We start from the raw sequence: 19759 nt of genomic DNA, 5'->3' as shown, positions 1-19759 counted from the left end.
GGCGGGCGGGCCACCTGGCGGCGTTGCTCCTTCTTGCGGGAGACTACCCCGCGGCGGCGTCGCGCCTTGCCAGCCGACCCGCCCGCCGCACACTCCGGCACGTCCAACTGCCGTTTCTAGGATGATGCGATTCCAACATGGTCGATCCAGCTCAAGTGCTCGCACGCGTTCTCAACGATCGAGAGGCCCGCCGTCGCGGCTTGGTCCCGAACGGAGAGCCATAAGCCGGCCGGTCTTTCAGAATCAGTGTGGATTCGCTCCCTGCCTAACCGGATGCCGCGCATCCCGCGATATTCTCCGATGGAGTACTTCAGCCAGGCTTTCGGCCGACTGCATGCCCGAGAGGGGGATGCCTTGGACGATAAAGGAAGGCGCTTCCTCGAAACCGAATTCGAGCGCCTCCGCGGTGTCCGTGGCGATGGCCTCGCCGATCTCCTCGGAGGAAAGGCACTGTACCAAGGCGGCGGGATCGATACCCAGCCCGCGAGCGAGTACCGGGAGGGTTTCGTCTTTGTACCAGGCTTCTCCGAAAGGCGGCGGATCCAGCGTCAAAAGCTCCTTGCGCATGCGCTGGAAGGCGCCCAGCCGGCCGGCGCAGCGCGACAAGCGGGCCGCCTCGCTCGCCACGGGATCGTACACGGGAATGAAATCGCGGAAGACGACGCGCACTTTTCGGTCGCCGGCCAGGAGCCGATCGATTTCCCGATGGGAGTTCCGGCAAGGCGTGCAGCGGTAGTTGGTGTAGACGACGAGACGCAGTCCTTCCCGTGCGCCCAAGACGGGGGCATTCGCCTCGATCATGGGAAGACGGGGTGGAGCGGGTTCCTTAAGCAGGATCTCGATGCGGGCCGAGGCCCGCAGCCTCTCGACAAACGCGGTGCGACGGGCATGGGCTTTACGGAAAGCCAGGTATTGTCGGGCACGTTCGGGGTCCGATACCGGCCGGCCCGCCGCGCTTTCCGACTGGATGAATGCATTCAACTCCTCGTCGCCGACGGCCGCGTCCTGTGTCGCTTTTGTCAAAAGATTCTCGGTGGTAATGCCGCGTCGCCGGGCCTCCTCGCTCAGCAGCCGATTTTCGATGGCCGTCTCGATATTGCGCCTGCGTTCAAGATGGATCTCCTTCCTCAGCCGATAGAGGCGAAGCGCTGCGGCTTGCTCGAGTTTCCCGGCCGGGATGGGGACACCATCCACCAGCGCCACGGTTCGCTTAGCGGGCTGCGGCTGTTCGAGCTCCCGCGCTTCCGGGATCAGGATTTTAATGGCATGGCCTTTCCGGAGATCGCGGCGCGTCTCGGCGCTTCTGGCTTCGAGCGCTTTCTGCTCCAGATAGTGCCGGATCGCGGGCTGCGCAGCACTCGGATGGCGCCTGGTCTCGGCGGGCGCGAAAGGCCCCTCGAAATCTTCCGCCCGTGACGAACGAAAGTCGCGGATCGCTTCATCCATGACCGGCTTGGACGAAGGGGATTTCATTGCCGCCGAGGACGTCCGAAGGTGCCGGTCGATCAGCCGATCAAGCGTCCGGGCAGCCTGGTCGACCAAGGCTTGGTGCAATCGGACGATCTTCGAGCGCGAAGGCGCGTCGATCTCGGATAACAAAAGCGTCTGTCCGTTTATTCTGGCCGCCGCCTCGTCGCCAAGAGCGGCCGGGCTTCCGGCCAAGAGCATCAGGAGGATGATCCACATTGGGCGATGTTATCGACGCGATCCGCCAGGCTCCGCCGGATGGACTTCCTCGACGGGATTGCCGTCGAGTCCCCGCAGGAAGTCCGAGAAGCCGATGCCGAGCTCTTCGCGAAAAAGGCGATCCGATTCCACCAGCACCAGCGTGCGCGCCAGGTGATCGCGCAGGGAATCGGGATTTTGGGGATCGAGAAATTCCGAGCGCAATCCGGCCGAGGCATCGCGCAGCCGTCGTAGAGCCTCGAGCAGCCGCGCCGTCCGATCGGGGCTGAGCCTTTGGCCGAGGCGCTGCTCCACTTCGCGCTCGAGCGCGCCGCTAACCAGGGCGTCCCATTGCTCGTGGCGCACGGGATCAAACTCGACATCGGGATCGGGAGGCGGCGGAGGGATTGTTGGCGAAGAAATCGGACCAGGGGTTGTGACGGGAATGGATGTGGAGGAGGCTGTCGATTGCCGCGCGGCGGAAGATTCCAGCTGCGTCCGCAACACCGCGAGTTCCCGTTCCGCCTTCCGGGTGCGCGCCTGCCATTGCTCGACATCTTCGCCGACCGGAACCGGCGGCGAATGAGTAGTCAGAAGTACCGCGATCGCGCCCGCCACTCCCGCGCCTGATAAGAATGCGGCGACCCGGCTCATAACGGCTTAGTCAAGTTCCTGATGTTCCCTGAACGGACCGCTATTCCAGGTCTCCCTGGATAGAGCCTTTTGTCCTTCCCAGGAACTATGGAAACAGTCGAGGTTGGAGAGTTCGCTCTGCGTGAACGGATAGGTGAAGCTCACATCGGTAAACGAGATGAACTTGTCCTGATGCTGTGCGGCCTTGTTCTCGGTGATTTCCCGGAGCATCTGGTTGTACGCCATGATCCGGGACAGCGCAAAAGCACGGTCCGAATCGGTCGCATCGGGCGAAAGCACCGAGCCGCAACTGCCCGACGTCGCCCAAACCTCCGGGCAATCGACCAGCCCCAGCGATTGTTTGACTCGGCCCTGGTTATAGACCTCGACGATATTGGGGATTGCCACTACCTGCACGGTAGCGCCCGCAGCCAAATTCGCGAGCAGGGTATCCATGCCGCCCTCGAATCGCGTTCTGAACTGCTCGTCGGTGGGAAGATCGGCGATCGAGTCCTTGCACACATCGTTCGAACCCAGCAGCACCGTGGCATAGGTTACGTTCTTGCCGGCCGTGCCGGACGCTTGAGCCGCCAGATTGCCCATCGTCGCACCGTTTTCGGCCGCCGTCTGATTGCTGCGATCGCTGTCTCCGAAATTGGCATCGATGCGCTGGTTATGCGACTCGACATCCGGCAAACCGAAGAGATCCTCCCAAAAGCCGTGATAACCGTTGACCCAGCTCAGGTGCGGATTGTCCAGGGGAGTGTTGGCATTGAAACCCCGCGTCATGGAATCGCCCATCGAAAAGAGCCGTTTCGGCTCGTCCTGACCCGGTTCCAGGGCGAGTATCGAGCGCGCCGTGAGGAGTGTCGTCAATATTGTCCCTAATGTGACCAGGCTATGAATTTTCATAGCGATCTCCTATCCGATGAGGTTTCCTATTAACCCGGCCTATAAATATAGGCCGGGTTAATCCGGGGCAGGGACGCCCCGGCGCGGCGACAAGCCGCGTGAGCCCAGGCCGGGCGTGTACCAGCCTGGGCGGCGGCCCGAAATACCAGGAGGGTATTTACGGGCCTGATTAATAGCTGACTAAAGGCAGGCGAGGAAGTTCATAAACGGCTCGGTCTGGCGCGACATCCGGTTTCTTCGCCGTCCCGGCTCGTTTCAAAGTCGGTCCAGTAAAGCTACTGGCCGGCCAAATTACTTATCCAATCGGAAGGATCTTTTCGTCGGGCACGGAAGATACGAACTTTGGAGGCGGGGCGCTATCGAATGCAATAAATAGCAGGTGCCGCGTGTCGTAGCAGACAGCAGGGAAAAGGCATGGCAAGCAATCAACAGACAAGTGACCCGTTCCTTTGTTGCGGCGATACCTTGAACCGCTCCTACGCACATTGGCGCGGGACGAAGAAAGTCGGAAGGTTTGCTTTCCGAGGCATTGCTTGGCGCGTTGGTTTACCAGCACTGCTGTCGCTCGGTGCGACACTCGGTTGCAACGATGTCCAAGCGCAGGAATGCGAAGATACCCCGGAAGGTCGCATCTGCCGAGTACGACAGCCGATTGGTGCGGGAACGGAGGTTGATCTCGAGACCCAGCGCCAACTGGGGCTCGTGGCGATTAATAACGGCTGTTCGGGCACCCTGCTTAACCAGTATTGGGTATTGACCGCGCGCCACTGTGTCACTCAGGACGGCCTGATTTCCGGCGCCCTTGTGCCGCCCGACCAGGTGCGCATCACTGCCGACTGGGCACCCGACCGCGTCGGCATCGCTTCGCGCATTCATGATTTCACTATTAACGCGGCTCCAGGTTCGGTGCCTAGTCGCGACATTGTCCTCGTCTACCTAGGGGCCGCCGATCTCGGCCCGGTGGACAGCCAGCGGATCTACGTCGTCGCACGTGACCAAGGTGGCGGATCGGTCGTGCTCAGCGGCCGACTGACTACCTCCGATACGGTCACCCAATATGGCCAGGGCTTTTCGACTTTCGCGACCGGCGTATTCGGCACGCCCACCGCACAGCCATCCGATGGCCAAGGTACCTATCGCAGCGCGCCCTTCATGCCTTCGTCTATCACAGATACTGGTTATGAGCTTGTCATGAACAGCGCGAACCAGGTGGGTCACGGCGGTGACAGCGGAGGTCCGACTGTGGTCACCGTCAACGGATTCGGCGTCGGCATCGCGGGGGTCCAGTCCACCTGCACACCGAGAGGATACATTCCCAACACGCCTGCCACCTCGCAAAATTGGTTTTGGGCGACGGGTGCCAGCGCGTGCCAATACGTGTCGACCGAGCCCTTCGTCAGCGAGATCAGCAACGCCGTCAAAGAGACGGCGGAGTGCGCGCTCGGCCCCGCCTGCGCCATTACACCCATCGTTCGCGGCGCCATGCGGACGGCCGACTGACACCATCCACCCACCTCAACGGAGGACTACATGCGCCCTATAGCCATAATGCTCGCCGCGGTCGCCGCCGGATTATCCGCGCCAGCCGTCGGTCAGCCAGTTCATCAGCCCGGATCGATCACCATGGTACGCACCGGCTGGAACGCCGATAGCTTCGCCGTCGTAACCGCCGAGCCGATCGTCAACCCCGCCGGTTGCCCCACTCCGGACGGCTACATCTCGGATAAATCGTTTCCCGGCTATGAGACGTTTTATTCCGCCGCGCTTACTGCGTTCGTTGCCCGCCGCCGCGTGATAATGGTCGTGGACGAGGCTCAATGCTTCAACGACCGGCCGAAGATCGTCGGTATCAATATTACTTCGGAGTAGCGCTGCGAACGCCATCTTCCGGGACCTTGACTGCACCGCGCGAGTCGCATCGCAAAGAATGCCAAGGAGCGGTGGGGCGAGGCGCACGCGTGCGTAGGGGTCGGGCTTCGATAGAGCAAAGTAGGTGCCGCTTCGTCAATCTTCCCGAGGTCTATCTTCGTCCGCCGTATTCTCCCGATTATTCGTCGGCACCAAACTATCAGCTGCCGGGCGAGAGGCATCGAGGAACCTCGCCCAAATTTCGTTCGGCTCCCATACGCGTCCGATATGCGCACGGGCCTGGTCGAGAGACCAGCCCAGCCGCGCTTGGCCATACAGCGCGATGAAGCAGGAGACCCGATAGTTGCGGGCGCAATGGACAAACACTTTCCGGCCTTCCGATTTGTCCATAAGCTCGAGGAACTGCCGGAAGTCTTTCCACTCGGGCACCTGAAAATCGACCGGAATGTGGTGATACGTCATGCCCAGTGATCGGACGAGACCGGCCTCGTCCGCCAGGCAGTAGCGCGGGTCCAGCAACCCGAGATTGATGACGGTCTCGAAGCCTGCCTGCGCCAGCAGCCGAAGTTGCTCTTCCGTCGGCTGACCCCCGGTTGCCAGTTCGTCGGAAAGAGCGACATAGTTTTTGATCTCATCGATTGCCATTGATGATACCTACGTGTCTTCCATTTTGGCGGCAGACGAGTGTTTGTCGAACTCCTCGACCAAGGCAGCCATCTCCTGGGCATCATGGTTTCCATATTCCCTGAGTCCCCGGATCACGCCCGCTCGATTAGGCTCAGGCTGATTCTGGCTTACCTTCCATTTTCCCACGAGTCTGGTGATGACGATCTCGACGCCGACGATCGCTTCGATCAGACGGTCGGTGAATTCGCGAGGAGCGTCCGATACGGACCACGGTTCGCTGAACGAGGCTTCATGCCGGTCGGTGAGCGCTTCGAGCTGGCTCCGCAGCCAGACCGGGTCATCGATAATGCGAAGCGGACCGTAGGCATGCACGGCCACGTAGTTCCAGGTCGGAACCACCTTGCCATGCTCCCGTTTCGTGGCATACCAGGATGGGGTGACGTAGCTGTCGGGGCCGTGGAATATCGCCAACGTCTCGACATCCGAAACCAAGTCGCGCCATATCGGGTTCGAGCGCGCGACATGGCCGCGTAAGGTGCCGAATCGGCTCTGCTCTTCGGAGAGATGTAAAGGAATGTGATTCGCGTCGATTCCGCCGGACGACAATGTGACAAGCGTGGCGAGCGGATGAGTGCGAATCAGTTCGTGCAGGACCTCGACTCGCGATTCTTCGAAATGTGGTGGAACGTACATGGCCTTGTTCGTTGATGTGCAATGGACGGCAAAACGCGCCGTTTCCTAATCGGTCCACGCCAATGAACCGTTCTAGGCCGGAAGCGCATAAGAAATCCTGGTGTTGTTGACCGTGACCAGGCCTTGCTTTTGCAACTCCTGGAGCAGGGACGCCAGTTCTTGTTCAGAGAGTTGCTTCTGAAAAAGGGAGTTGATCGTACTCGATAATGTCTGGGCGGTTCTCGGCTTTGAAGCACCGCGCCGCTTAAGATCGCTGATGATGAGGTCGAGTTTCTCGGTCGCGGGCATCGGATTGACTGCCTTTATGATCGGTATGTCGGTGACGTCCCGCGATCGACACACCAAGATCTTCTTGCTCTTGAGATGCTGAATCAGCGGATCGAAGCCTGTGTCCTTAGAGACGATGTGAAAATACGCGTCTGGCTCGGACACCGCAAGCCGGCCGATGTAATAAGCAATGTGGAAATCCAGCGCATTCGAGCCGTTGCTGGCGATCTTGACGTACTCCGCTCGATCTCCCATGCGCTGGAGCGTGGCAGCGATCTCGAACGCAAGCTTCGACTGATTGGCTCCGACGAACACGATAACCTTGAAATGCTCCTTGTCGAGAACGGAGATCGCCTCCGGTTGCACATTCTCGTAGTCTATGAGTACGTAATTCGTCTTCACGTGGCGGCTTCCCCCCGAATTTCCAGATGGCTTCATGTCGGCCTTCCCGCGTCTCGTTATGGGGTGCCGGCAAGCTCCATGACTAAAGCGTAGATGAAAACGCCGGAACGTCGGTTCGGCTCCGTGCCTGCGGGAACTTTTCCGGAATAAATCGACCCTGAGCAATAAGCGCTGCCGAGTTGCGCTGCATAGGCAGGATATTCGAAATCCAAGCCACATACTTGGGGAGGCGGTATGCACGACTGGAATGTCGTCGTTTCGGTGTTCGAGCATGGGTTCAGGCGTGCCCGCGATCTGCTCGAAACGCTCGGTCCTGTCCACAAAACCGATTATTTCAATGTGCTGGTGATGAAGCTCGAAGATTCGGAAGGATTTCTCAGGACCCTAAAGGAGTGGTCCGACAGAGATCCCGAAATCTTCACGCAGTGCATTTCCCGCGCGATTCCCCTCACGGCTCTGTTCGGTTTTCAGACCCCGCCGGAGTTCGAGGCAAAAGCGCGCGAGGCCACCGCCCGTTGGCTGCGAGATCTAGCTGGCGCTCGATTCCATGTGCGCATGCACCGCCGCGGATTCGCCGGGCGCCTGTCCAGCCAGAACGAGGAGCGTTTTCTCGACGAATTCCTGCTGACCAAGCTGGATGAAGCCGGAATGCCGGCCTCGATCGACTTCCAAGATCCCGATGCCATACTAGCCGTCGAAACGGTCGGACAGCGAGGCGGGCTTTCGCTGTGGACGCGCGAGCAATTGCGGACTTATCCGTTTCTGGGTTTGGACTGAGCAAGACCTGCCGTTGGCCGTCAACATTTTTGCCTGCCTCGTGATACGAAGCCGCTCGATGCGTGTCAAAGGCGGGTAATGGGGCGATGTGCCGATCGGCTTGGCGGATCGGGAAGCCCTGAGTGCGGTAGGTCGCCAATCCCTTCCCAATCGCAAACGGTCGCTTTAGTCGCGACCCTTCCGACAAAGCTCCTCGCCGACCCAATGTGTCGGCAAAGGATTGCCGACCTACGAATTTCCCGATTCTTACCGCTAAACTACGGTGAAAAACGCTTTAGCCAGCAAATTTTTTCCCGCCTCGTGATGCGAAACAGCCGGATGCCTGTCAATGGCCAATGGTGTTATCTGCTGATCGATTTTGTGATCGAGAAGCCCTGAAGATTATTTTTAAGTCGCATAGCCATGAATCCAGCGGAAAACCTCCCGGAAGGCTTTCAAGCCGGTTATCTCACACTGCTCGAAAGCGGCGAATTGGAGCAACGGGTCCGCATCGCCCGTCAGCATCTTAAATCCTGCGATCTCTGCGCGCGCTATTGCCGGGTAGATCGGCTGCGTACGACCCAAGGCGCGGTGTGCCGGACCGGAGAGCGTGCCGTCGTCTACAGCTACGGTCCTCATTACGGGGAAGAAGACGTCCTGCGCGGCTGGAACGGCTCGGGAACGATTTTCTTCAGTTGGTGCAATTTGCGCTGCGAATTCTGCCAGAACTGGGAAATCAGCCAAAAAGGCGAGGGCCGCGAAGTGGAGCCGGACGAACTGGCGGCAATGATGCTGGACTTGCAGGCCCGAGGCTGCCACAACATCAATTTTGTCACCCCCAGCCATGTGGTGGCGCAGATTCTCGAAGCGACGCTGATTGCCGCCCGGCGGGGACTCACGCTGCGCCTGGTCTACAACACCGCCGGCTACGACAGTCCCGAAGCTCTCGCTCTGCTGGACGGCATCATCGACATCTATATGCCGGACATGAAATACGGCGATTCCGTCATCGCCCACCGATATTCGCATGTGCGGAATTATTGGGAGGTCAACCGGGCGGCGGTCAAGGAAATGTACCGACAGGTGGGCAACCTTCGGTTGGCCGAGAATGGCTTGGCTTACAGGGGGTTGTTGGTTCGACACCTGATTCTGCCGGCCGGCTTGGCCGGAACGGAAAAGGTTCTGAAATTTATCGCCCGCGAGATTTCCACGGAGACTTATGTCAATCTGATGGGACAGTACTATCCCGGCTATCGGGCCAGCGACCTGCCGGAGCTATCCCGCCGCATTGCCGCGACGGAATACAGAGAAGTGCTGGATATCGCCCGGCGTCTAGGCCTGACGCGGCAGGACCGACCGTCACCCGTGAACCGTTTGCTCTGAGCGTCATGTTACTGATCCAGCTTCCGCGCATGCGGAAGCAACATCCGGGGCAATAGCCGGCAGCCATCGCACCCGAATGTCGGCATTTCCTCTATTTGGCTTTACATATACCTGGACAATCCGCGCCGCCCTGGGTGGGATCGCAGTCGTCACTCGGATCATCGACACAGACTTGATCATCGGGGCACTTGGTTCCCGCGATCCCGCCACAGGCTACGGGTTCAGTTTTCGGGCACTCGCCCTGATGGTCGATGGAAACTCCAGCGGCAGCTGCCTCACAGGCATTGCCATAAGTTTTGCCGTCGCAACCGCAGACGGGATCGAATTCCTTGGTGCAAGCGGTTGGTTTGGTTTTGCAGACCCCTTGTGCATCTGCAACTTTGCACTGGCCGACGCCAAGATCACAGTATTGTCCCTCCGGACAAGACAACCCGCGGATAGTACCGCATACGGTTTCGGGTGGTTTGGGCGGAGTCTCGCGATCGCAACCAGCAAGCAAAGCAAGTAAAGAAAAATAAACCAGCAGTGTGACAAGCCTTTTCATACTCTAATCTCCATGATGTTCAACATCGTTCGATGTTGTCGTAAGGCATGTGAATAGCGCGGTTTTGCGGCGCCGGATTCCCTGAATTTCCATCGAGTCCTCCTTGCACACCCTCGATGAGGGCCGGCTAAGTATATGTACGCTATGGAAAAGGCGTAAAGCTCTGGATGTGCAAGGCATATGGTTGGTCGCCGGTCTATCGGCTCCAGACTGAGAGAATGTCTTAGAACCACCCGAGATCGGAGCATCGTAGATTAGGCAGGAGTCGCATTATACGGTGCTCCCAACAGGCCTGACCGGGATGGAAAGGATTCTGGTATTCACGGGATGCGAGAATTTCGATGAGACTCAATTCGAGATTTTTCCCTCTGCTTCGATACGAAATCGGTGACTAGACAGTTACACTGGCACTGGCAAGCAGCGGGTCCGCCTCGATCCGAATATCGTGATAGCCAAGCAGACGGATATTAGCCGTACAGCCAAAATCTCAGCTGAATGCGGCGCAAATCTCTTCTTCGGATGTTCGAAACACCGCGTCGGCATTAGCTCCAAACCACAGTATCGGCTTTAAGGTCGCGATAGAGACATGCGGGCTCGGCATTTCCTTTCGAGTAGCTGTCGAGGAAATCCGTGACTGCGGCCGGTGTCAAAGCCTATACGCTCCACGCATCGGTGTCGGGATTCTTTTGTACAGCCATGGCGCATCACTGGATTTTTTCGGCCTTCCATAAGGACTATACTGTACAAGTTTTTACCATCCGTACTATTGTCGAACTGTGACAACGCTCGCTTCCCGTACGATCCTGCTAGTTCTCTTGACGCTGATGCAAGTCATCGCGCCGTGGGTTCATGCGCACACCGGGGGCGAAACGGGCGGCTTTCTGCATGTTCCGGGGCTGGAATTCCTCTCGAAAAGCGGAGAGACATCGGTTCAAGCCGATGCGCCGCCGCTCGATCAGGACGTCATTATCAGCGTTCAGGCCGGATTCTGGGGCGAGGCCGGCAAAGCCAAGTTTTCGCCGATCGCCGATGATCAGCCTTGCCTTCCCTCCATCGCCGCGTCGATTCGGCGATCACAACTAATCGCGACCCCATCTCTTGTCGAGGAATCACCCTCGCCGGATTCGTGTTTCTACCGCAATACCGCCCCGCGCGCCCCACCGTTAAACGCTTGACCAAATTCGCCTTTTAAAGGACTTTCGCTCTCTGTTCCCGGCTTTATCGGGGGCCTGCCCTGTGTGGGCGGGTGGCCTTTAACGAAAAGAATTCAGTGTGGACATCGGGCAATGGGCACGGGAGCGTTTCCCGTCCAGCTTGAGCAGCGGTCACCGTCGTCCCGGCTCGTGACTTTGGGAGAAAAATACCAATGAAGCTTTTAGTGTGTGTGGCAGGCGCGGCTTGTTTTTTCACGATCGCGCCCGTCGCCTCCGAAGAGCGCTTTGTCGATCATTACGATGAGCTGGTGTTCGACGAATCGCTGAGCCTTGGCCAGGTCATCGAGGCCACTTTCGAAAAATACCCGCAAAGCGCTCTCATCGCGGCTTTCGAGAATGAGGCTAAGGCTCTGGAGCGCCGCAGTGCCAGTTGGATAGCGGGTTACCCTGCGGTCTATCTGCAATGGATCGACGATCGTGCCTTTAACGATCGCGGCGCGGTGGAAATACAGACCGGCTATCAAATTCCGGTATGGATGTGGGGCCAGCGCGCGGCGAGCAGGGCCGTGGCCGAGGAAGCGACGCAGAGCACCGCTTTGCTCGCGCGGGCGATAAGGCACGAGGTGGCCGGCCTAGTGCGCGATGCCCTATGGAACCTTCGGCTGGTGGAAAACCGATATGAGCTTGCCGAGCGTATCTACGAGGTTTCCAGGCAGTTGACCGCCCTGGTGCAACGGCGTGTCGATGTCGGCGACCTCGCGCGGGCAGACTTGCTGCTTGCGGAAAGCGACGAGCTGGAGAAAAAGACCGCGGTTGTTCAGGCCGAAGCGGAGGTGATGCATGCCCGCAAGAGCTATTCCAATCTGACCCGCCTGGAGCGTGCGCCGAAATTTTTCGAGGAGGAGCAAAGCCCCCGCAGCACGTTCGACGAGAGCCATCCGGCCCTGGCCGTCGCCAACGCATTGATCGAGCGCGCCCAGGCCGAAGTCGAGTTCACCCGCAAGTCCAAGCAGGGCAACCAGCCTTCGATTCTGGTCGGTACCCAGCACGAACGGGGCACCCGAAAAGAAGGCTATAACAACGAAACCAACTTCGTGCTGCAAATCCCCATCGGCGGTGAGGCCTATAACGCGCCGTTCGTGGCCGAGGCCAATATCGTCCTGACCCAGCGCCTGACTGATCGGGACATCTTGTTGCGGCAGTTGGAGAAGGCGCTGCATGAGGCGATACACAATCTCGAGGTCGATCGCGCCGCCCTGACGATCGCCGAAAGGCGGCGGGAAATCGCCGAGTCCCAGCTCAAAATGAGCCGGCTCGCGTTCGAGACCGGGGAGATTTCGCTGATCGATTATCTCAAGATCCAGGCCACCGCCCAGGCCGCCATTCGCGATGCCGCCGAACGGGCCATCCTGTTGCAGCGGGATATCGCGGTCTACAACCAAGTGGTCGGAGTCACGCCATGAGACTCGTCTTTTTGTCCATGCTTTTATATTTTTGCGCGACGGGACTCGCGGCCGAGAATGCGGTTCAGATTACGGCGGAACAAGCGAAACATTTGGGAATCCGCACGGTGAAGCCGGAAGAGGTTGCAGCCATGCCGCTGGCGCGGGCGCCGGCCCGTGTCGTTTTACCGCCGCAGAACGAATTCGTCGTCAGCGCCCCGCAAGCGGGAGTGATCAGCAACGTCGCCGTACCCCTGGGCGTAAGGGTGAAACAAGGCGAAGTGCTCGCCCGTATTCAGAGTCCCGATTTGCTGGCCCTGCAACGGGAATTGCTCGATGCCGCCTCCGAATTCAATTTGGCCCAAGCGCGGCTGAGACGGGACGAGACTCTGCTTAAGGAGGGCATTATTTCCCGGTTGCGCTGGCAGGAAACCAAGAGCGATTTCGACAAGGCTCAGGCGGCGCTGCGGGCAGCGGAACAGACCCTGGCGGCGTCAGGGCTGGGCCAAGGCGAGATTCGGCGCCTTAAGACTAATCGGCAGCTGAGCAGTCTGATAGAAGTGCGTTCCCCGATAGACGGCGTCGTGCTCGAACGCATGGCCGTGGTGGGGCAGCGGGTGGATAGACTCGCGCCGCTGTTTCGGGTCGGCAGACTGGACGAATTGTGGCTGGAGGTCGACATGCCTCAGGAACGGCTGCACGAGGTGAGAATCGGCGACCGCATCAGCCTGGAAAATTCTCGGGCCACCGCCCGCATCATCGAGGTCGGTCAGCACGTGGATCCCAAGAGCCAAAGCGCTTTGGTACGGGCCGTGGTCGACAGCCCAGCGGAGGATCTGCGGCCGGGCATGCACATAAACGCGCAACTGATGCACAAAAGCACCGACCTGATTTTCCGCCTGCCCGTCGCCGCGTTGGTCGGCCACGAAGGCCGAAACTACGTGTTCGTGCAAACGCCTGAGGGTTTTGTCGCGCGCGAAGTGGCGGTGGCCGGTCTGGAAGCCTATAGCGTCGTCATTCACGAAGGCTTGGACGCGGGCGAGGAAGTGGCCGTGCAAGGCGTGGCCGCGCTGAAGGCCGCCTGGCTCGGCATGGGAGAAGAAGAGTGATCGCACGTTTGATCCAGTTCGCGCTGACCCAGCGCCTGTTCGCCTTGCTGAGCGCCCTGCTCCTGGCCGGCGCCGGCTGGTTCGCCGCGGCCAATCTGCCCATCGATGCCTTTCCGGACGTTTCGCCGACTCAGGTCAAGATCATCATCAAGGTGCCCGGCATGACCCCGGAAGAGGTGGAAGCGCGCGTCACGGCGCCGATCGAGGTGGAAATGCTCGGCATCCCCAGGCAGACCATGCTCCGCTCCATCGCGAAATACGCGCTTACCGACATCACCATCGACTTCGAGGAGGGCACCGATATTTATTGGGCGCGCCAACAGGTGGCTGAGCGCCTGAACGAGGTTTGGGGAAATCTGCCGGGCAACGCGGAAGGCGGTATCGCACCCATGACCACGCCTTTGGGCGAGATGTTCATGTTTACGGTGGAAGGCGATGGCTTGAGCCTCTCCGAGCGGCGAACCCTACTGGACTGGGTGATTAGACCGGCGCTGCGCACGGTGCCGGGCGTCGCCGACGTGAACGCATTGGGCGGGATGGTGAGAAGCTTCGAGGTCATTCCCGACAACATGCGGATGGCGGCTCGCGGCGTGAGTATCGGAGAACTGGCCGAAGCGCTCAAGTCCAACAACCGCAACGACGGCGCCGGCCGTTTGGCCCAAGGCGAGGAGGCGCTTCTGGTGCGTACCGAGGGGCGGATCGTCGACCTGGACGACGTGCGCACTATTGTCGTCGCGGAGCGAAACGGCACGTCCATCACCGTGGGCGACGTGGCCGACGTCCGCATAGGCGCCCTGACCCGCTACGGCGCCGTGAGCCAGAACGGCCAGAGCGAAGCGGTCGAGGGCCTGGTGCTGAGCCTCAGGGGAGCGAATGCCCGGCAGGTGGTGGAAGGAGTCGAGAAGAAGCTCGAGGAAATCCGCCCGGCTTTGCCCAAGGAGGTCAAAGTCAGCGTGTTCTACAACCGCGGCGACTTGGTCGGGAAAGCCATAAACACCATCGTCCGGGCCTTGGTGGAGGCTACCGTTCTGGTGCTGATCCTGCTGGTTCTGTTCCTCGGCGATCTCCGGGCCGCGCTGACCGTCGCCTTCATTCTGCCCATGGTGGCCCTGTTCACCTTTCTGCTGATGAACCACTTCGGCCTGACGGCCAATCTCATGAGCCTCGGCGGGCTCGCCATCGCGATCGGCAAGCTGGTCGACCCGGCGGTGGTGGTGGTGGAGAACATCACCACCCATCTCGCTGAGCAGAGCAAGACGAATCGAGTGCCGCGACTGCACGCGATCTACCGCGCCATGCGCGAAGTCACCGCGCCCGTGGTCTCGGGGACGATCATCATCGGCGTCGTGTTCGTGCCGCTGTTTACCCTGGAGGGCCTGGAAGGCAAGATGTTCAAGCCCTTGGCCTTCACCAACGTGTTCGCCATGAGCGGATCGTTGATCTTCTCCTTGGTCGTGATCCCGGTCGTGGCCTCTTTCCTGATGAAGCGCGTCAAACACGAGGAGCCCTGGCTGGCGCGGAAGCTCTCGGAATGGTACCGCCCGGTCCTGATCTGGTCCCTCGCTCACGGCCGCACCGTGTTGCTCGGCGCGGGACTGCTGCTGCTGTCCACTGTGGGCGTTTATTTCCAGATCGGCAAGACCTTCATGCCCACCATGGACGAGGGCGACATCATCGTGCAGGTGGAGAAACTGCCGTCCATCACGCTGGAGCAGTCGGTGCGGCTGGACCAGCAAATCCAAAAGGCTATCCTGGAGCACGTGCCGGAAGTGACGCGGGCCGTATCCCGCGTCGGCGCGGACGAGATCGGCCTCGACCCCATGGGACTCAACGAGACCGACAACTTCTTCGTCCTCAAGCCGCCGGACGAATGGCGCATGGACAGCAAGGAAGCCCTGATCGACGAAATCCGTAAGGTTCTGGATACCATTCCCGGCATCGCTTACGGCTTCACTCAGCCGATTCAGATGCGGGTCACCGAGATGCTGACCGGAGTGCGCGGCGACGTGGCGGTCAAGCTGTACGGCCCGGAACTCGCTGTGCTCAACGCCAAGGCGGAGGAAATCGCCGCCGTGATGCGGAAGATTCCCGGCGCTTCGGACGTGTTCACCATCCGCAACGAAGGCATGCAGTACCTGGTGGTGAAAGTGGACCGGCTGGCCGCGGGACGCCTGGGGTTGGATGCGGATTCTCTGGCCGACACCTTGCGGGCCCAGATCGAGGGGCTCAAGCTCGGCATCGTCCAGGAGGGCATCCGCCGCACGCCGTTGCTGCTCAGAGGCTCCGGAGAGCCGGCCAATATGTCCACCCTGCAGATCGCCTTGCCCGACGGGCGCCGGGTGCCATTGTCGGTAGTCGCCAAAATCGAGCCGGTGGAAGGCGTGGTGGCGGTCAACCGCGAGCGCGGCCAGCGCTACACATCGGTGCGCAGCAATGTCGAGGGACGGGATCTGGTGGGCTTCGTGGAAGAGGCCAAGCAGGCCGTGGCCGGCCAGGTGCAGTTGCCTACCGGCTATTACATCGAATGGGGCGGCCAGTTCGAAAACCAGCAGCGGGCCGCCGCCCGCTTGGCCGTGGTTATTCCGGTGTCGATCGGGCTGATCTTCCTGCTTCTGTTTTCCACCTTCGGTTCGGTGCGCCAGGCCATTCTGGTCTTGGCCAACGTGCCCCTGGCGCTCATCGGGGGCGTGTACGGCGTCTGGATTTCCGGAGAATATCTCTCGGTGTCGGCCTCGGTGGGCTTCATTTCCCTATTGGGCATCGCGGTGCTGAACGGCGTGGTGATGGTGAGTTATTTCAATCAACTGCGGGTACTGGGGCTACCCATGGATGAAGCGGTGGTGGTAGGCGCAATGCGCCGGCTTCGGCCGGTGCTGATGACCGCCGGCATCGCCGCCTTCGGACTCATTCCGCTGTTGTTCGCGACCGGCCCGGGCTCGGAAATCCAGCGGCCGCTGGCGGTGGTCGGCGTCGGCGGACTCTTCACGTCGACGCTGCTGACCTTGGTGCTGCTGCCCATTCTCTACCGTCGCTACGGCGAATCCAAAGTCGGGTCCAATCTCCTCTCCCTCTGGGAGAAGATTAGGGTGGGGGAGCCAAAACAATGATTTCCTCCTTATTCCATTCGGCATTCGAGTGAACATTCATCGTAGGATGGGTAGAGCGAAGCGAAACCCATCGATGGCGGGATAGCCCCTCGGCTCCGCTCAGGACAGGCTCCGCGTAACCCGCCGATTGGAGGTCGCTTGGTGGGTTACGGCGCACGCGAAGCACAGTGATCGGCAGTCGGTCAGTGCTGATGTGCGCCTAAGCCACCCTACGAAAATGAATGCCTGATTGAAAGCGATTTGGAATTACCCATTCGGAGCATCCCATGAGCGAATTCTTTCTCCTTACCTTGATCGCCCCACCCGGTCACGAGGAACCCATAATCGATTGGCTATTGCAGTACGAGCATCCGAGCGGATTCAGCAGCTTTCCGATCAGCGGCCATTCGAGCCATCCGGAAAGCTTGACCCTGGTTGAGCAGGTGACCGGACGCAAGCGGCAGGTTCGCTTCGATGTGCAGCTCGCCGGCTCCGACCTGGAGGTGTTGCTGGATCGATTAAAGACGGATTTCGCAGGATCGGCGATTCACTACTGGGTTTCGCCGATTGTCGATGCGGGGCGGCTTTGATGGACGGAGAGCGGCTCCGGGCCGATTAGAACAAACGATCGTCCGATCGCGGCGGCGGTACCGGATGAACAGTCTTTTGGTAAGTCGCCAGAATGCGCTGAACATAGTTGCGGGTTTCCCGATAAGGGGGAACACCCTGATATTGTTCAACGGTTCGCTCGCCCGCGTTGTAAGCGGCCACCGCCCATTCGACGTTGCCGCCGAAATGCCGCAACAGCCAGTGGAGATAGGCGGTTCCGCCCTTGATGTTTTCCACCGGGTTCCAGACATCCTTGATGCCGAAACGCTCCGCCGTGGCGGGAATGAGCTGCATCAGTCCCTGGGCGTTCTTGCTGGAGAGTGCGGACGAATTGAAACCGGATTCCGCCTGGATGACGGCTAATACCAATCGCGGATCGATGGAATATTGCGGTGCGATCTGGCTGACCCAACTTTCGACGAGTTTCCGGCTTGGATTTGAACTGGGCTCGATGCTGGCTGTAACCGGTGCCGGTTCGGGCTGGCAGTCGGAGTCGTCCGCAGGGGTTATGCCCTGGTAGCGCACCAGCATCCGCGCCGCATAAACATCGCCGGTCTTGGCCGCACGCATGAACCAGCCTACGGCGACGTCCGCCTTGCGGGAAAGGCCTCGGCCGTTGAAGTACATCCAGCCGAGGTTGTACGCCGCTTGCGCATCCCCGAGCAACGCCGCTTTGCAGTAAAGGCGGTAAGCCTCGGCGTAGTCCTGTTTGACGCCTCGGCCGTGCTCGTAGCGCAGAGCCAGGGTGCGCAGATCGCTTGCCGTGTCGATGCTGTCCTGCGCCAGGACAAGCGTCGCGCTGATACTTAGCAGCCAACCAAGCAGGAGTCGAATTGCAATCAAATTGGGCTCTCCAAAACCGACGGCACTGGTTAAGCAGCGTATGTGCCAATCGTTTGGAATGCGTGTGTCGCCTGCAAACTTGGGGCAAGCCCGCGGCTCGGACGCCGCAACTGTAAAATTTTTCGACAAATGAAGTGTGTCGTACAGGGCGACACCCGATACGGTTCAGACGCGGACCGCACGGTTATGGCTATAAGTCATTGAAGGGCTGGCAGAAACTGGAGATCTCCCGCCTCCGATACGTAAAAGCCCCTGGAATGGCGATAGCCTCGAAGGAAGCATTTCGAGGCGGAAAGAGCGGGAAGATTAGTCCGGGGAGTGTAAAGCAGGTTTTACGGCGACTCGGCCGGATGCAAATGCTTCCAGCGGAAGCAATCGACGGTGTGGTCGTTGACCATCCCGATCGCCTGCATGTAGGCGTAACAAATGACGGAGCCGACAAAACGAAATCCGCGTTTCTCGAGGTCCTTGCTCATCGCGTCGGACTCGGGCGTTCGGGCCGGCACGTCCGCCATGCTCCGCCAGGCGTTTTGCTTGGGACAGCCGTCGACGAAGCGCCAGAGAAAGGCGTCGAAGCTGCCGAATTGTTCCTTCACGTCCAGAAAACGGCGGGCATTGTTTACCGCCGCGGCGATTTTGAGGCGGTTGCGAACGATGCCGGGATTGGCCAGCAGTTCGGCGGTCTTGGCTTCGTCGTAGCGGGCCACGTGTTCGGGATCGAAGCCGTCGAAAGCCGCGCGGTAGGCGTCTCGTTTACGAAGAATCGTGGTCCAGGAAAGGCCGGCCTGTGCGCCCTCCAGAATCAGGAATTCGAACAGCAGGCGGTCGTCGTGGACGGGCGTTCCCCATTCATGGTCGTGATAAGCCTGCTCCAGCAGGCTGCGCTCGGCCCAGGTGCAACGAGTCAATGGTTCCAATGAGTCCATACCGGAGTCAGATCGGACGGAAGCGGGGGTAATCGGCCCAGTTTCACCCAGGCTGTTTCCGGGCTGTGAAAGTCGGAGCCGCTGGAGGCGCGCAATCCGAAACGCCGCGCGTATTCGGCGCTGGACTGGGTATCGCTAGGAGAGGCCGTTCCCGAGACGACCTCGATCGCCTCGCCGCCGCATTCCTTGAATTCCCCGATCAGCCGTCGCATCCAACTGGCGGTGAGTTTGTAGCGCTGCGGATGGGCCAGCACGGCGCCACCGCCTGCTTCGCGAATCCAAGCGATGGCATCCGCCATTTCGGCCCACCGGGTCGAAACATAGCCCGGCTTGCCGCGGGTCAAGAAACGCTCGAACACGTCTTTCATGCTTCCTGCCAGACCTAGCTCCACGAGATGACGAGCGAAATGGGTGCGTGTAATCATGCCGTCGCCGGCCATTTCCCGCGCCGCTTCAAAGGTGTCAGGAACACCGTAGCGGTCGAGGCGCCGGCCGATCTCTTGCGCCCGTTCGAGGCGCGTTGCCTGGAGGCGGCTCAGTCCCTGTTTTAGGACGTTGCAGTGACGGTCGATGCGCAAACCGACGATGTGGATGGTTTTGTCCGCCCAGGTTACCGATATTTCGACGCCGGGAATCAGTTGAATGCTGGCTTCGAGGGCGGCGGTCTCAGCCTCGTCTAGGCCCGCGGTGGAATCATGATCGGTGAGGGCGAGCACGTTTACGCCGGCTGCTGCGGCCTGGCGAACCAATTCGGACGGCGAATAGGCGCCGTCGGAAGCAGTGGAATGGGTGTGGAGATCGTACAAAGGCACGCCCGAGGTTTGAGTCCGGAAAGCCGG

19 protein-coding genes are annotated in these 19759 nt (G+C 60.0%); 9 read left to right on the top strand and 10 right to left on the bottom strand.

Annotated features, from left to right (window positions below):
• Positions 1–243 precede the first annotated feature (243 nt).
• The 3 genes from JOD69_RS22985 to JOD69_RS22975 are packed head-to-tail and all read right to left on the bottom strand — an operon-like array spanning position 244 to position 3210.
• Positions 244–1686 carry a DsbA family protein gene (locus tag JOD69_RS22985; RefSeq protein WP_210024330.1) on the bottom strand — a complete coding sequence of 481 codons (1443 nt, stop codon included), beginning with the start codon at positions 1684–1686 and terminating at the stop codon, positions 244–246.
• Positions 1687–1695: 9 nt separating this feature from the next.
• Positions 1696–2319 (bottom strand): hypothetical protein, encoded by a 624-nt coding sequence (locus tag JOD69_RS22980; RefSeq protein WP_210024329.1) that lies wholly within the window; start codon positions 2317–2319, stop codon positions 1696–1698.
• Positions 2320–2325: 6 nt separating this feature from the next.
• Positions 2326–3210: an SGNH/GDSL hydrolase family protein gene (locus JOD69_RS22975; RefSeq protein WP_210024328.1), complete on the bottom strand. Its 885-nt coding sequence runs from the start codon at positions 3208–3210 to the stop codon at positions 2326–2328.
• Positions 3211–3624: 414 nt separating this feature from the next.
• Here JOD69_RS22975 and JOD69_RS22970 point away from each other — a divergent pair, with 414 nt between their 5' ends.
• Positions 3625–4710, top strand: coding sequence for a trypsin-like serine protease (locus tag JOD69_RS22970; protein ID WP_210024327.1), 1086 nt, complete (start codon positions 3625–3627; stop codon positions 4708–4710).
• A gap of 30 nt (positions 4711–4740) precedes the next feature.
• The gene (locus JOD69_RS22965; RefSeq protein ID WP_143735037.1) at positions 4741–5079 is read left to right on the top strand and encodes a hypothetical protein; all 339 of its coding nucleotides are present in this window, start codon (positions 4741–4743) and stop codon (positions 5077–5079) included.
• A 135-nt stretch (positions 5080–5214) separates the two neighbouring features.
• Here JOD69_RS22965 and JOD69_RS22960 read toward each other — a convergent pair whose 3' ends face one another.
• The 3 genes from JOD69_RS22960 to JOD69_RS22950 all read right to left on the bottom strand — a co-directional run bounded on the left by JOD69_RS22960 (position 5215) and on the right by JOD69_RS22950 (position 7068).
• Positions 5215–5724 (bottom strand): protein tyrosine phosphatase family protein, encoded by a 510-nt coding sequence (locus JOD69_RS22960; RefSeq protein WP_210024326.1) that lies wholly within the window; start codon positions 5722–5724, stop codon positions 5215–5217.
• Positions 5725–5733: 9 nt separating this feature from the next.
• Positions 5734–6399, bottom strand: coding sequence for an FMN-binding negative transcriptional regulator (locus tag JOD69_RS22955; protein WP_077728158.1), 666 nt, complete (start codon positions 6397–6399; stop codon positions 5734–5736).
• Positions 6400–6471: 72 nt separating this feature from the next.
• Positions 6472–7068, bottom strand: a complete 597-nt coding sequence (locus JOD69_RS22950) for a PIN domain-containing protein (protein WP_077728157.1) — start codon at positions 7066–7068, stop codon at positions 6472–6474.
• A gap of 234 nt (positions 7069–7302) precedes the next feature.
• Here JOD69_RS22950 and JOD69_RS22945 point away from each other — a divergent pair, with 234 nt between their 5' ends.
• Both JOD69_RS22945 and JOD69_RS22940 read left to right on the top strand, forming a co-directional pair.
• Positions 7303–7845, top strand: a complete 543-nt coding sequence (locus JOD69_RS22945; protein ID WP_156881352.1) for a hypothetical protein — start codon at positions 7303–7305, stop codon at positions 7843–7845.
• A gap of 402 nt (positions 7846–8247) precedes the next feature.
• On the top strand, positions 8248–9207 hold the full coding sequence (locus JOD69_RS22940) for a radical SAM protein (RefSeq protein WP_077728155.1): 960 nt from the start codon (positions 8248–8250) through the stop codon (positions 9205–9207).
• A 91-nt stretch (positions 9208–9298) separates the two neighbouring features.
• Here JOD69_RS22940 and JOD69_RS22935 read toward each other — a convergent pair whose 3' ends face one another.
• Positions 9299–9751 (bottom strand): Kazal-type serine protease inhibitor family protein, encoded by a 453-nt coding sequence (locus tag JOD69_RS22935; protein ID WP_086133210.1) that lies wholly within the window; start codon positions 9749–9751, stop codon positions 9299–9301.
• 824 nt (positions 9752–10575) lie between these two features.
• On the opposite strand from JOD69_RS22935, the gene JOD69_RS22930 reads away from it, so the two are divergent.
• The 5 genes from JOD69_RS22930 to JOD69_RS22910 all read left to right on the top strand — a co-directional run bounded on the left by JOD69_RS22930 (position 10576) and on the right by JOD69_RS22910 (position 17132).
• Positions 10576–10926: a hypothetical protein gene (locus JOD69_RS22930; protein ID WP_086133211.1), complete on the top strand. Its 351-nt coding sequence runs from the start codon at positions 10576–10578 to the stop codon at positions 10924–10926.
• Between the two features lie 191 nt (positions 10927–11117).
• Positions 11118–12368, top strand: a complete 1251-nt coding sequence (locus JOD69_RS22925) for a TolC family protein (protein WP_210024325.1) — start codon at positions 11118–11120, stop codon at positions 12366–12368.
• Positions 12365–13456: an efflux RND transporter periplasmic adaptor subunit gene (locus tag JOD69_RS22920; protein WP_086133213.1), complete on the top strand. Its 1092-nt coding sequence runs from the start codon at positions 12365–12367 to the stop codon at positions 13454–13456. The genes JOD69_RS22925 and JOD69_RS22920 overlap by 4 nt, the downstream gene beginning before the upstream one ends.
• Positions 13456–16563, top strand: a complete 3108-nt coding sequence (locus JOD69_RS22915; protein WP_210024332.1) for a CusA/CzcA family heavy metal efflux RND transporter — start codon at positions 13456–13458, stop codon at positions 16561–16563. The genes JOD69_RS22920 and JOD69_RS22915 overlap by 1 nt, the downstream gene beginning before the upstream one ends.
• Before the next feature lie 266 nt (positions 16564–16829).
• The gene (locus JOD69_RS22910; protein ID WP_077728150.1) at positions 16830–17132 is read left to right on the top strand and encodes a DUF3240 family protein; all 303 of its coding nucleotides are present in this window, start codon (positions 16830–16832) and stop codon (positions 17130–17132) included.
• A 25-nt stretch (positions 17133–17157) separates the two neighbouring features.
• Here JOD69_RS22910 and JOD69_RS22905 read toward each other — a convergent pair whose 3' ends face one another.
• From JOD69_RS22905 to JOD69_RS22895, 3 genes are all read right to left on the bottom strand, one after another.
• Entirely contained in the window at positions 17158–17994 is an 837-nt protein-coding gene (locus JOD69_RS22905; protein WP_245245736.1) for a transglycosylase SLT domain-containing protein, read from the bottom strand.
• A gap of 332 nt (positions 17995–18326) precedes the next feature.
• A complete protein-coding gene (locus tag JOD69_RS22900) occupies positions 18327–18902 on the bottom strand; it encodes a DNA-3-methyladenine glycosylase I (protein ID WP_240502377.1) in 576 nt (191 codons plus the stop codon).
• Positions 18899–19732 carry a PHP domain-containing protein gene (locus tag JOD69_RS22895; protein WP_346425831.1) on the bottom strand — a complete coding sequence of 278 codons (834 nt, stop codon included), beginning with the start codon at positions 19730–19732 and terminating at the stop codon, positions 18899–18901. Before JOD69_RS22895 ends, JOD69_RS22900 begins: the two co-directional genes overlap by 4 nt.
• Positions 19733–19759 lie beyond the last annotated feature (27 nt).

Origin of the sequence: Methylocaldum sp. RMAD-M (genome assembly GCF_017832375.1) — a bacterium.
Classification (GTDB): Bacteria; Pseudomonadota; Gammaproteobacteria; order Methylococcales; family Methylococcaceae; genus Methylocaldum.
This window is presented reverse-complemented; position numbering and strand designations above follow the sequence as displayed.